The organism is Pseudobutyrivibrio sp. MD2005 (genome assembly GCF_000621865.1).
GTDB lineage: Bacteria > Bacillota > Clostridia > Lachnospirales > Lachnospiraceae > Pseudobutyrivibrio.
In genome coordinates this window covers 231,075-243,961 of record NZ_JHXE01000001.1, presented here as the reverse complement: position 1 = coordinate 243,961, position 12,887 = coordinate 231,075, and the positions used below count along the sequence as shown (strand labels likewise).

11 protein-coding genes are annotated in these 12,887 nt (G+C 38.9%); 1 reads left to right on the top strand and 10 read right to left on the bottom strand.

What is annotated here, in order from left to right:
• Nucleotides 1-35: 35 nt before the first annotated feature.
• Nucleotides 36-692, bottom strand: coding sequence for a hypothetical protein (locus T498_RS0101165; protein ID WP_028234331.1), 657 nt, complete (start codon nucleotides 690-692; stop codon nucleotides 36-38).
• Nucleotides 693-1,034: 342 nt separating this feature from the next.
• Between T498_RS0101165 and T498_RS0101160 the strand changes: the two genes are divergently transcribed.
• Entirely contained in the window at nucleotides 1,035-2,312 is a 1,278-nt protein-coding gene (locus tag T498_RS0101160; RefSeq protein WP_028234330.1) for a hypothetical protein, read from the top strand.
• Nucleotides 2,313-2,399: 87 nt separating this feature from the next.
• On the opposite strand, the gene T498_RS0101155 is transcribed toward T498_RS0101160, so the two are convergent.
• The 9 genes from T498_RS0101155 to fliD form a co-directional block, all read right to left on the bottom strand.
• Complete coding sequence (locus tag T498_RS0101155) at nucleotides 2,400-3,572, bottom strand: CgeB family protein (RefSeq protein ID WP_036977592.1); 1,173 nt, start codon at nucleotides 3,570-3,572, stop codon at nucleotides 2,400-2,402.
• The gene (locus T498_RS0101150; RefSeq protein ID WP_028234328.1) at nucleotides 3,565-3,840 is read right to left on the bottom strand and encodes a DUF4160 domain-containing protein; all 276 of its coding nucleotides are present in this window, start codon (nucleotides 3,838-3,840) and stop codon (nucleotides 3,565-3,567) included. The genes T498_RS0101155 and T498_RS0101150 overlap by 8 nt, the downstream gene beginning before the upstream one ends.
• Nucleotides 3,840-4,076: a hypothetical protein gene (locus tag T498_RS0101145; RefSeq protein ID WP_028234327.1), complete on the bottom strand. Its 237-nt coding sequence runs from the start codon at nucleotides 4,074-4,076 to the stop codon at nucleotides 3,840-3,842. The genes T498_RS0101150 and T498_RS0101145 overlap by 1 nt, the downstream gene beginning before the upstream one ends.
• A 36-nt stretch (nucleotides 4,077-4,112) precedes the next feature.
• Nucleotides 4,113-5,987, bottom strand: coding sequence for a glycosyltransferase (locus T498_RS0101140; protein WP_028234326.1), 1,875 nt, complete (start codon nucleotides 5,985-5,987; stop codon nucleotides 4,113-4,115).
• A gap of 54 nt (nucleotides 5,988-6,041) precedes the next feature.
• Entirely contained in the window at nucleotides 6,042-6,542 is a 501-nt protein-coding gene (locus T498_RS0101135; protein WP_028234325.1) for a hypothetical protein, read from the bottom strand.
• 136 nt (nucleotides 6,543-6,678) lie between these two features.
• Entirely contained in the window at nucleotides 6,679-8,157 is a 1,479-nt protein-coding gene (locus T498_RS0101130; RefSeq protein WP_028234324.1) for a flagellin N-terminal helical domain-containing protein, read from the bottom strand.
• A 942-nt stretch (nucleotides 8,158-9,099) separates the two neighbouring features.
• A complete protein-coding gene (locus tag T498_RS0101125) occupies nucleotides 9,100-9,582 on the bottom strand; it encodes a hypothetical protein (protein ID WP_028234323.1) in 483 nt (160 codons plus the stop codon).
• A 262-nt stretch (nucleotides 9,583-9,844) separates the two neighbouring features.
• A complete protein-coding gene (fliS, locus tag T498_RS0101120; RefSeq protein ID WP_028234322.1) occupies nucleotides 9,845-10,258 on the bottom strand; it encodes a flagellar export chaperone FliS in 414 nt (137 codons plus the stop codon).
• A gap of 119 nt (nucleotides 10,259-10,377) precedes the next feature.
• Entirely contained in the window at nucleotides 10,378-12,885 is a 2,508-nt protein-coding gene (gene fliD, locus T498_RS0101115) for a flagellar filament capping protein FliD (RefSeq protein WP_028234321.1), read from the bottom strand.
• Nucleotides 12,886-12,887: the final 2 nt, after the last annotated feature.

Sequence of the window (12,887 nt, the reverse complement as noted above, 5' to 3'; positions counted from 1 at the left end):
ATTAAAACTAATCGGGGTATTTTACATAAGATTAACTATTTTAAAATTTCTACTGATTCTACATTTCCATCTGCATCAAAAGTTACAGCTACCTGAGTACCAGTACTTATACTTGAAAGTGATACTTCCATATCTCCTTCTGCTGGCTTTTGATCCTGGCCGCCCTGTGGCATATCAGCTGGTGCATCTCCATCTGGAGCCTCACCTTCTGGCGCCTGCCCCTGTGGCATATCTGCTGGAGCTTCTGTCTCATCTGAAGTCTCTTCTGAAGTCTCTTCTGAAGATTCTTCTGTTGTGTCCTCTGTTGTCTCCTCTGTCGCTTCTGTATCTTCTGTTGTTGAATCTTCCTCTACATTTGCATCATCTGGTTTTGCTGGAGCTTCTCCATCTGGTGCCTCTCCTTCTGGTGCGCCGCCTTCAGGTGCTTGTCCGTCCTGCTTTCCGCCTCCCATAGCTGCCATCTTATAAACAGTGTTATCGCTGACTGTGATTTCTGCTGTCTCATCGCCAAGTGTCAATTCATTATCAGCATATGTGCCAACAGTAATTGTAAACCCATCATCGCTTACAGCAGTAACCTCCCCGTAAATTGTCTCGCTTGCATAAGCCGTGGTGGAATCTGCCCCACAAGCTATTAATGAACCGCATGCCATTGCTGCAGCCATCATTAATGCAGTAACCTTTTTTCTCATTTTTCTAGTCCTCCAATTCTGCGCCAGAAATATTCTGGTGGTCAATATATTTTTCGCGCTCTAACCGTAGCGCCGTTACGAGTTATAGTTAATCACTCATATGTGAAGACTAGCTTGATATAAAAGTGAAGATTAGGTGACAGGAAGGTAAAAAGTATTAGTGGCTGTGTAGAAATGCTAGATATTGGAAATTATCAGAATTTTTTACTAAATCTAGGGGGTTTTCAAAATACTTGACTTATGGTATTATGATAGTAACTATAAGTATACATATATCTATGCCCTGGCGGAGACAAAGGATTGTCGATGGCATAATTTCAAGGAAGAAAGGAGGGGCGTCTTATGGCACGCATTGATGCTGCGTACAATTATTTCATGACAACCTATGGCGATAACATAGGTAATCGTTACGAATCTCATAAGAAGAGCGAATTGCGCGATACGTACAATAAAATAGTGAAAGCCAACAAAGATTCTCCTCTTTATAAGATTAAGGACACTGATGACATGGGTCAGTTTGCGATTGATATTAAAGAGCATGCTAATTCTATGGCACTTTCAGTATCTAATCTGTCTTCTGCCGGTGAGGATATTTCTTCAATATTGGAAAAGAGAATTGCTTCTTCATCTGATAATGATTCAGTTGAGGCTCTCTACGTAGGTGACAATAATTCATCTGCTGAAAGCTTCGCTATCGAAGTTGATTCACTTGCCAAGCCGCAGATCAACACAGGTAATTTCCTTGTTAGAGATGGACATGATTTTGCCGAAGGCCAGTATTCATTCGATTTAGACATTAGGAACCACTCTTACGAGTTCCAGTTTAATGTTAACAGAGGCGAAAGCAACCTCAATGTTCAAAACAAGATTGTGCGCCTGCTTAATACATCTGATGTTGGTTTATCAGCAAGCCTGATCACCAACACAGCTTCCAACTCAAGCGCTATTCAGATTACCTCAAAGGCTACGGGTCTTTCTGAAGATGAAAGCTCATTGTTCAATATCTCCTCTACTATTTCATGGAGAGAATTGAACACTTTGGGTATCGACCGCGTAACGCAGCCAGCCAGCAACTCAAGCTTTAAGCTAAACGGCAATGCTCACGAGTCATTATCCAACACCTTCACCGTTAACAAGGCCTTCGAATTAATTCTTAAGGCTCCTTCAAACGAGCCTGTTCAGATTGGATTAATGAACGATACCGAAGCCCTCTCTAATGGTGTTAATCAGCTTTTGGACAGCTACAATGGAATGATTGATGTTGGATTGAAATACAATGGTGCACACCAGAATCGTACATTATTTAATGAGATTTCTTCCATCGCCAAGAATCAATCTGAGAGCCTTACAAAGGTTGGAATTAGTTCTGATACATTAGGACACTTAGAATTAGACAAGGATACATTATCAGACATCATCAACAGTGGTGAACGTGACAATGCATTCTCAACACTGAACGAACTTAAAGAATCCATCAGCAAAGCTGCTACGAAAGCCTCTATCAACCCAATGGCATACGTAGACAAGGCTGTTGTAGAATACAAGAATCCTGGCAAATCACTAGCTGCACCTTATGCGGCTAGCCAGTACTCCGGAATGATGGTAAATTTTGGTCTCTGATAAACCTACGCCCCTGTTACATTCACAAGCCTTAAGTTTCTCCGCTCATCTAACACGATTCGCTTGAGAAACCTAAGAGCTTGTGAACTACAGGGGCTCACTTTTTATCACATCCAAAATTTGTTCGACACGTGATTCATATCCACAATTTTCTTGGACGTATTCACGACCTGCTGCTGCAATGTGCTCACGTTCGGTTTCGTGGCGTATATAATAATCTACTTTTTCGTAGAGGTCTTCGTTGCTGTAGTACCAGACCAGGTGTTTTTCATTTTCAAAAAACATTGGTAATTCTGCCTGGAAATTGGTGAGGCAGAATCCCCCAGCTCCTAATATATCGTAAATGCGAAGTGGCACTCCACTTTTTATATTCGGTATTGTCATATTCAGATTGATCTTAGAATCTCTAAATACGAATGGCATTTCGCTCCAGTAATCCACGCTCCCCTTATACTTAACCCTAAGCAAATCATTTGTGTTTGAGTTGGTGTAGATACTCACATCATGATGCTTCGACAAATCTACTAGTATTCGACGACGCTGCTTTTGAGCAATCTTAAATCCCAAGGTGGTCACCGAAAATATCAAATTCAAATCTGACAACGAATCCTCTGATTTTTCCAACTCAAAATAGTTTTCAAGCTCCATCAATATTTCTGGAGTAAGCATTCTATCGATTATATTCATGCCCTGCAAATCCCGCTGGGCTTCCATCAGCGCCTCAAAATATCCTCTTAGATACTCAGGCAAAGTGTATTCCAACTTATCGTAAGAATTCTTTTCATAAAGAGATCCAACAAAGCTTATCTCATTTGAAAAATCCTGCTGATGCTTCGTATTTGCGAACAGATAATCCAAGCGACCACAATCAACCGCAAGAGGCAGGTGATATACATGTTCCACTCCCATCCCTTTGAATTCTTCCACATTGGTCAAATCAAAAAGAAATATCCTGTTCACATCATTGAATACTGATTGATGATACATCGAAATCAAAGGATTGTCGCAACTCCAGCACACATACAAAAGCCCGCACTCCTGGCACACATTCGAAATAAGCGGAAAATAATTCACCGTAAACAAAAACTCAAAGCTTTCCGCCCGAACAATCCCTCTCAACTTTTCGGCGAACTCCTCGTCCACATCATAATTAAGAAGGTCCTGCCAGACCTCCTTAACCTCATATCCCATCGATTCAAATGTACACTTAATATCCTTGTAGTTGTACGCCTTCCAGCGATACATAAGTATTTTATTCATCAATATAGTGAATCTCTTTTTGATACTGCTTCCATAAATCTATGTATTCTTCTACTGCGACCTGCATTACTGCCAAAATATGTCTCAATATCTTTGCAGGTACTTTACTATTATTATTCTCTAATTTAAATGAATGATTCTTAAGAATCCAGATTTTAGTTGCATTCATTGAAGGTTTTCCTTCTGCAATATGAAAATGAATTGGCTCATTATTTTCATTAGACCAAAAATAAACATACCAACCATCATATCTGATATATACTGGCATTAGACAACATCCTCCAAATTATCAAGTGTTCTAAAGTATGAAATAGTAGGATATATTTTCTTAAACTCCTCAATAAAGTAATTTGTTTTCTCTTCATTATCAGAAAAATTATTATGAATCACTTCGCCACTATTTGAAATTAGAATTGACATTGCGGTGTCTATTTCCTCAAATGCAACATCCTCGTCTGAGTATGTTATCAATATACCGTTTTTCTCACAATATTCTTGTCTCATATATACACCTCATAATCTTTCATATCACAATTGAACCTATATATGTAGTGTATCAACTCCAAATGTATTCTGCAATATTTCAACCAACTGCTTGTATGTAGCCACCGCCTCATCTGTTCGTCCGGCGGCATCAAGCTCTGCGATTTGCGTAAGTACGGATTCCTCCAGCCTGTACATTTCGTTGAATTTATCAGGGTCGGCATCCCTTGCGGTGAACAGCTTGATTCGCTCTTGATATAGACGAGAAAGCTCGCTAAGGGCGTTATTCATTCGGTTGCGAAGCCCAAATAGGTTTTTCAGAGTTTTGAGGGCAGCCGCATAGTCTCTGTCTGCAAGTTCCATAAACTGCTGCAAACCTTGTCCAAGCATAGTTGCATCAGCTAGTGGCTCCTCGTCGCCTTCCTCCAAAAGCCATGAATCATGCTTCTGTTGGAATGTGATTGTCATATCAGCATACTGTGACAGGTTATCTATCAGCTCTCGGTAGCTGTCCCAGGTCTCGATGCCGTTAAATTCTTTTTCCATCAGCCTGATATCTACGAATAATCGTATTTCCTGCTCTCCTGCTGTGGTCTTGAAGGCCTGGGCAATCTTTTCCAATTCCTCTGGCGACATCACTACAGAAGCTCGCTCAATCATACTTTCTATCAGGTTCCTGAATCCGTTGTTAGTAAAGAACTTGTTAAAAACATCTCGCAATTCTTTCTTATATCCGATTTCAGAGGCCTTTGTTATAATCTCCGACATGAATCCTCTGTTCAATCTGACCACTCTATCATTCCAAGATATCTTGCGATAATAGCGAGTCAGCGCAGAATAGTCATCCTTTTCCAATCCCAAGGTCATCAGGAAGCAGTAAATCATATTTAGTTTAGTTGATGTAAATGCCTCTGATGCAAAAAGTCCACCTTGAACAAACATCAGTGCTCTATCTTTTCCTACTTTTTCGTATGACTTTAGATAGTATTCGCCAGCTCTAATGCACTCCTCATTATTTCTATCCTTAAAAAATATGGTCGCAGCGTAATATGCTAAAAATGCCAGTGGCAACTGTAAGATAGTCGGCTTTTGGGCCTGCATATTGTACAAATCAATTAATTCATCATGCCTTCCTAGCTCGTGTAAAGCTATAGCCATTCCGCAGATAAAGCTACCTCTATATCTTATGTTTTCATTTTCCTCTTCGGCATTATAGATGCTTGCGCGCTCAAAGCCATCCTTGCATACTTCATAAAGCTTTTCATAATCATGAATCGACTTATATTCCTGGGCAATCTGATATGGCCATCTGAAGTTGTTTGGATCCTCATCAATCATTTCCTGCAAAAGTGGGATGTTACGCATTGAGTGAGCTACATTGTCCTCATCACTTGTGTACACGTAGCCAAAGTGTCCCGCTTGAGCATCCATAAACATGGCATTGCCGTAGGATGGTTCGATATATTCATGCACCATTCCAATAAATCTAGTTTCTGGTGTCACAGTACACATTCGCACAACCTCGATATCGTTGTACTCCTTGCCCTCGAAATCAAGATAGTTTCGTTGGAAATATCCACCAATGTTATAAGTTACGCAATCTGGACGCTTGAAAAAACTGATGATATATTTCGTATCTAAAAACCATTCATCATCGTCTATAAACAGAAACATCTTTCCATTGGCCTGGTCTAGCTGGAAATTTCTGGCTTTAGCAAAATCATTGCACCACTTGAATTCAAAGACTTCATCTGCATACTTTTCAATTATCGCTCTCGTATCTGGACTGCAGCCAGTATCCACCACTTGAATCTCCGAATCAATTGCCTCGCGAATAGGCATCAAAGATTTAAGACAGCGCTCCGTGGTATCTGCCCTGCCACAACATAAAAGCGATATTGTCAGTAACTTGGTCTTTGGCTTATTATTCATGCGTCTCCCCCATAATCTGAAGAAGGCTCGTCATTTGACGAGCCTTACATTTCTTTATTTGTATGTTCCAATTACAAGTGGTCTGTACATTTCCTCACCCTCTACAAGACCTTCTACCTTGCCTAAGCAGCTATCAATCAATCGATTGATTTCCCCAGCTACTATTGCCTTCTCCCCTGGTGCTTCAACTAAACCTCTGAAATCGTAAACATCAATACTCTTGATTTCGATTATTCTGTTTTCGATTTCATTTAAGATATCACTTAGAATGCACTCTATATCTAGCTTGTGATCTATGATTAAGTTAGCATCATTTAAGTTCTCACTTATATCGTAAATCATATTGCAGTAATTTTCAAACTTTTCAACTATGTCTGAGTAATCCATTCCCATGGATTCAAGATATTCTCCTAATACTAAGGCTTTTTGCTGACATCCGATAAGTACTTGAAGGTCAGCTGCATCATCACCCGTTCCTCCTTGAGCGAATCTGTGGTTGGCTGTATAGAGCTCTAATACCATTGTTAACATCTTGTTTCTTGTAAAATATGCCATAAGCCTTACCTCTTTTCTATATATGGAACCCTTCTTTTAGAAGGAATAATATTCATTTTTAAGTTGCTATTAAGTTGTAATTTTTAAAATCATCCCCACCCCTTTGAAGAGGTGGGGAGTTGTTATTAATTCTGTGTTACTGAAGGAGTGAAAGTACACCCTGTGTTGCCTGATTTGCCTGAGCGAGCATTGACTGTCCAGCCTGCTGTAAGATGTTGTTCTTTGAGTATTCAACCATCTCATCAGCCATATCTGTATCACGGATACGAGACTCAGCTGCTTCTGTGTTCTCAACTACGTTGTCTAAGTTAGCGATTGTGTGCTCAAGTCTGTTCTGGATAGCACCAAGTTCTGCTCTCTGTGCTGATACTGCCTTGATAGCATCTGCGATAGCGTCGATTGCGTATGTTGCGTTCTTTCCTGTTGCATCTGCTACTGTAAGTCCTGCGATACCGATTGACTTAGCGTTCATAGCTTCGAGTACTACGTTGATCTTATTTGACATCGCTGCGTCAGCACCAACATGAAGGTTAACTGTAAGGGCGTTCTGGATGTTTACATAACCCTTGTTAATCTTGAACTCGATATTTGTTGTCTTCTCGTAACTAGTATCTGTTGTTCCTGGTGTCCAAGTCTTGCCGTCAGTATAATCTTTTGCATCATCATCATAATATGCTGCTTTATCTGTTGTACCAATTGATGATGCAGCCTTAAGCTCGATTGCTACCATCTTGTATGCTGCTGTAGCCTTGATAAGTGTTGTATTTGAAGGGTCAATACCATTTGATGTTGCATCCATCTTATCAGAAAATCTTGTAACTGTATTTCCGTTATATGTAACAGTTGAGCCTTCAACAATTAACTTTGAAAGATATCCATTTGTAACCTTACCATTGGCAATATCTGTTTTATCATCATCTCCACCTGCTATAGTGTATGTCTTACCATCGATGGAAATTGTATCACCATCTGCAAATTTCCACTTATTCTCGTCTTTATCCCAAATATCTTCGTTCTTTAATGCCTTTGCAACCTCTTCATTATCCGCAGCACCAATAGTATACTGTGTTCCACCAATTGTATACTTATCGCCTGCTTCAAGTTTCTTCATGATGAATGTTGCCATTGTAGTATTCTGAATGAGAGTTCCATCAAGACCTGCACTGTGTGCGTTGATATATTTTGTCTTAACACCAACATCGCCCTTAAGAAGGAATGTCTCATTAAATTTTGTTGTAGAAGCAATTCTATCGATTTCTTCTGTAAGCTGGCTGATTTCGTTTTGAATATCGTCGCGATCAGCTTCTGAATTTGTTCCATTAGCTGCCTGTACTGCTAACTCGTTCATTCTCTGAAGCATGTCGTGAACTTCTGTGAGGGCACCTTCAGCTGTCTGTACTGATGAAACACCGTCAGATGCGTTTGTAGAAGCCTGGTCCAAACCTCGAATCTGCTTTCTCATTTTCTCAGAAATTGAAAGTCCAGCTGCGTCATCTGCTGCTCTATTAATCTTAAATCCAGATGAAAGCTTCTCTGTACTCTTTCCCTGAGAGCCACTCGTAATGTTCAATGTTCTTGAAGCATTTGCTGCCTGCATATTGTGTTGTACTACCATAATTAATTCCTCCATGAGATTCTGCTAAATCCTTTTAGCATTTAAATCCGTTTTTTGTGATAGCCCAACATCCGTGTCTGGCCTGGTTATTAAATTTGAAGATTCGAATTCGATTTTTGTAAGGTTATCTCCTGTGAATTGTTCCTTACACCTTATTTATCGTGACACAATTTGAAAACTTTAGCCTTTTTCTAAAAAAAATTTATTTTTATACCTCTTTTATATTTTTTGAGGCAAAATAAAAAAGACCTCAATCCCTTGATTTTACTGGATTTTTTGGCCTTTATCTTTTATTAAAAATTATGCTAAATATTTTGTAAATTATGACTAATTTATACTAATTTTCTTATAAATATCACTCAATTCACTCCCTTAATATCCTATCTATCCTATAATATTAGTATGTGACTTTTTGTAGGCTGTTTAAGGAAAAAAGCCCGCAAGAAGTCATTTTTTTGGTGTTTCAATCAAGGGGAAAGTCAATAATTCTGGTTGATGTTAGGGGGATTACGTGTGCTGCTAGAATTCAGCTCAAGAAATCGGTAAAAAATGGGAAGAAGTCTTGTGGGACTACGTGAGGCAAGTTCATACAGGGTGTTAAAACTGTAATTTGAACTAAGGATGCTTGGATGCTTACGTGCGCCGATAAAGCGAAGGCTACTCAATCAGTAAAATAGATTTTGAATTACGAATATAGAGATAGAATATGTTACACACACGTAATGAATTTATGATTGTCACCAAAAATTGCAGACTACAGGCATATATATAGCGGGGCACACGTAACTGCAATGAACTTCCTTAAGTAGTCCGCAAGCAACCTCCACTACTGTTTTTTATGAGTAATACCCAAATTTCAAATTCACTAATTCCCCACTGACATATCAGACAGAAAAAGGCCTTGCAATATAGCAAGACCTGTTAGATTTCATAATGCCTATTTTATTTTTTCTTATCCAAAAAAGCTGGATCCGCTGTAGTCTGTGGACTCATCATATGCTTATAATATGAGCTTACAACATCAGAGGATTTTTTAATCTCTCGGGCTTCCTTCTTTATATTAGAAAACCTGGTTTTGGCATACTCTTTATTGCGATATTCTGAAGCCTCCACATCAGCCGTAAGATCAGTCACCTTCTTTATAAGCTCCTGCATCTTTTTAATCTCTTCAGAATATGTTGCTCTGTCTTCATCTAAAATCTTCTTAACACGATTGAACAGCTGCTGAAAACCGTCATCAAGCATAACGATTCGCTCTATCAATTCAGCCTTCATATTCATATTCTTTTCCAAATCGTCTGGTGTAGAATTAGGATCCTTTAGAATAGCCTCCTGCTCCTTATTTCTGATAACCAGCACTCTAAGAATATCAGCCTTTTTCTCTAGCGATTCTCTAAGCATTACCACATAATCCATATTTTCCATAAGCCCCTCCTATGTCCATCCCTACTTCTATATTAATACAAATATATCCCCTCCAACAAGATAAAATGCAGTTACCATTCACAGTTTGTATTGTGGTGCGCCCTCACCCCTGCTGTGGCCTCCGCTAGACACCTTACGTGATTTTGCGAATATTGCAGTTTTTCTTATGGACCCAATTTATGCATCGCGCATGTGTCTTGTTGCGGAATGATAATATAAATCGAGCCCCTCGTAATGAGGGGCTCGTAGTAGTTTAGTTTAATCAGCCGGCGATTGTTGTCTGCCGGCTATTTAAGTTTTTTCCGTTTGCCGTGAGTTTCATAACATCCTTCCAAGCATCACGCATTGTGCGAAGGTGCTTTAAAACTTCCTGTAATGTCTCTGGATTTTTATCAATCATAGCATGTCTTAGGCAGCTTCTGAGATAAGAATATACTGCGTGAAAATCTTTTGCTACTTCGTATTTCTCGTCCAGAGTAAGCTCAAACTCTTCTATAATTCTGTCGGTCTTTCTGATGTTGATATGAGCTTTCTCTATATCTCTGTTTTCGCAAGCTACAATTGCAATATTGCAAAATTTGATTGCTCCTTCATAAAGCATAAGGGTCAATTCAGCTGGACTTGCTGTCAAAATTCTGTTCTTTGCGTAAGCATCGTAACCATTCATTGGTGTCATATAACCGCCTCCAAATTCCTTTTTCTAAAGCTAGTACTTACCGATTGTAGGAAACCCCTTCGCGCATAGAATTTCTCTACATCATTTATATCGGTTAAAGCCATCAAAAACTTCACCTATCATCCACCTAATAATGAAGATATTGAAGAAGAATTTCCTTGCAATGTTGCCAGTGCTTTTTCCATTGCTGCAAACTTCTTATAATATGCATCTTCCATATCAGTAACTCTATCTGTCCATGTCTTAATCAATGAACTGTAGTCAGAGTACTCAGATGCCATTTCCTTATCATTGTATACCGTATATACGGATTTGATTGATGATGATTTCATCTTATCATCCATAGCTTTATACAAGCCACTTGTGACTTGCTTCAAAAACTCAATTACGGTATCTGGGTCCTCTGCCAAAGCTGCACGTAGTTTCTCATCATTACCTGATGTGTAGCTATCTTCAGAATCACCATCAATATGATAGGCATAACCTTCGTTTTTTTCTGCATTCATTGATCCTAAGGTATGAACACCAAAGGTTGACCATGCATATGTCTTACCATTAACTTCATATGTCTTCATCATAGACATTGTCATTGCAGATATAATGCTAGACAACTGAGTGTCTCTTCTAAGTAATGAATCCTTGATTTTCTGCTCCCACTTCTCTATTTCAGATTCAGACATCTCTGCCTTTTCATCCTCAGTAAGTGGTTCATAGTCCTTTGCCGAATCTGCATTATATAATTTCTGCATTTCGTTCATCAGACTATTGTAGCTTGTAAGGAAATCTTTTACTTTGTCGTATAATGCATCTGTATCATTGGATACATTTACAGAAATAGCCTCTTTAGTTGTTGCAAGGGCCTCGATTGTGAGACCATTAACCGTAATGGAGTTAGTGTTATTTGTGTATGTAACACCATTCAATTCGATTTCAGCATCAGTACCATCAACCTTATGAGCCTGATTCGTAGTATTTATTTCCAGATTGCCTGCTGAAACATTCGCTGCCAAATCGATTCTATAGAATACACTTTGTGCAAGCTCTAAGTTATCGCTCTGTGTCCAGAAATCTGTATATCTCTTATCGTACTCAGAATTCTGTGCACCAAAGTTCTTTTCGATATATTCTTTCCACTTCTGATTTGTTGGATCAGCAAGCACTGTATCTAACTGCTCTTGAGCTTCACGAAGCTTTGCTGCTCTAATAGCTATCTGCTCTGATGTATCTGTTGGCAATGCTTCTGCAGAAGCAACAGCCAGATATCCATCTCGAATAGCATTTAGCGATGCATACATTTCTCTATATGTTGGATCATTAGACATTGCGTATGTAGAACTAGCATATACTTTCTCTGAAAGAGCATTAAGCATATCCTCATCGCCTGAAATAGCAGCCCAATCCAACTCGCCATTAGCGCCAAATTTTATAGCTGTATAGTCATCATCAACTTTTTCTGTCTTATAGACTTCATCAGCATAAGTATTATTAAGATATGTCTTTAAAGCACTAATCTTTTCATCGCTTTCATCAGCTGTACCATCAGCGATACTTCTAATCAAATCCTTAAAGCCCGCCAGATTATTATCAATCTTATAAGACTTTTTTTCATCACCCTCACCTACACTAAAGCTGAGAGATCTTGTAATTGCTGTACTCTTTGTTCCAGTAGTATCGTAAGTTGCTTGATTATAAACGCTCTTTGCCAAAGCCTTTAAATCATCATTTGAAATAGAAGTCCAATCTACGGATTCTTTTAATCCCAAATTTGTCTTATTTGCCTCGATATAACTTACAATTTCATCAAACTCAGCTTTCTCATCACTTGTATATGAACCAGTGCCATTAGTCTTATAGTCCTTAATCTTTGCAAACAGGGCTTCTGCTTCACCCAAATCATAGTAATTTTTTGCAGATGTAAACTCGAACAGCCTCTTTGCCATATTTGAGCTTGTATCTGAAGTCGTAATGCTTTTTATTTCTGTATCTGATAAAAGTCCCAAATTATTCAATGCTGACAAGCCCTGGGAACTATTTGCAGAAATCGAAAAATCTCCAGCACTTCCAGAAGTCTTAGCACCGATATAGAATCGTTTATTCTTCTCATCAAAATTTGCAGAAACTCCAGCTTCATTAAGCTTATTAACAAACTGATTAACAGTCATAGAACTATCAATCTCAATATTTGTTGCCTTCGTACCAGTTCTAACTGAAATACTAGCCTTATCCAAAGAAGTACCGCCCTTAATGCCAAGCTGCATCATAGTAGTTGAGCCAGTAACACTCTTATCCAGCTCACCACCTGTAATAAAGGCAGTCTGCGCCAATTTATTAATTTTCAGCTCCTGGGTACCATTAATAGTAGAACCACTGGCTGTTGCTGTAGCCTTTGTGGTATCAGAAACTGTAGCCTTCTTAACAGAATAATTAGAAGAATAGCGCATCTGACCAACAGATGTATACAGCGAATACACCTTACTATTCAAAGTCTTCCAAGCATCCTGTTTCCAAGATAGCTTTGTCTGCGCTTTTACATACTTATCTTTTTTATAACTGTAGGCAGATACCAACGCGCCTACTATAGCTTCTGTATCAAGACCAGAAGCCAAACCAGATAATCTAATAGGCATAA

Coding starts and splice junctions, on each gene's coding strand:
- T498_RS0101165 (WP_028234331.1), bottom strand. CDS start 692: ATGAGAAAAAAGGTTACTGCATTAATGATGGCTGCAGCAATGGCATGC.
- T498_RS0101160 (WP_028234330.1), top strand. CDS start 1,035: ATGGCACGCATTGATGCTGCGTACAATTATTTCATGACAACCTATGGC.
- T498_RS0101155 (WP_036977592.1), bottom strand. CDS start 3,572: ATGAATAAAATACTTATGTATCGCTGGAAGGCGTACAACTACAAGGAT.
- T498_RS0101150 (WP_028234328.1), bottom strand. CDS start 3,840: ATGCCAGTATATATCAGATATGATGGTTGGTATGTTTATTTTTGGTCT.
- T498_RS0101145 (WP_028234327.1), bottom strand. CDS start 4,076: ATGAGACAAGAATATTGTGAGAAAAACGGTATATTGATAACATACTCA.
- T498_RS0101140 (WP_028234326.1), bottom strand. CDS start 5,987: ATGAATAATAAGCCAAAGACCAAGTTACTGACAATATCGCTTTTATGT.
- T498_RS0101135 (WP_028234325.1), bottom strand. CDS start 6,542: ATGGCATATTTTACAAGAAACAAGATGTTAACAATGGTATTAGAGCTC.
- T498_RS0101130 (WP_028234324.1), bottom strand. CDS start 8,157: ATGGTAGTACAACACAATATGCAGGCAGCAAATGCTTCAAGAACATTG.
- T498_RS0101125 (WP_028234323.1), bottom strand. CDS start 9,582: ATGGAAAATATGGATTATGTGGTAATGCTTAGAGAATCGCTAGAGAAA.
- fliS (WP_028234322.1), bottom strand. CDS start 10,258: ATGACACCAATGAATGGTTACGATGCTTACGCAAAGAACAGAATTTTG.
- fliD (WP_028234321.1), bottom strand. CDS start 12,885: ATGCCTATTAGATTATCTGGTTTGGCTTCTGGTCTTGATACAGAAGCT.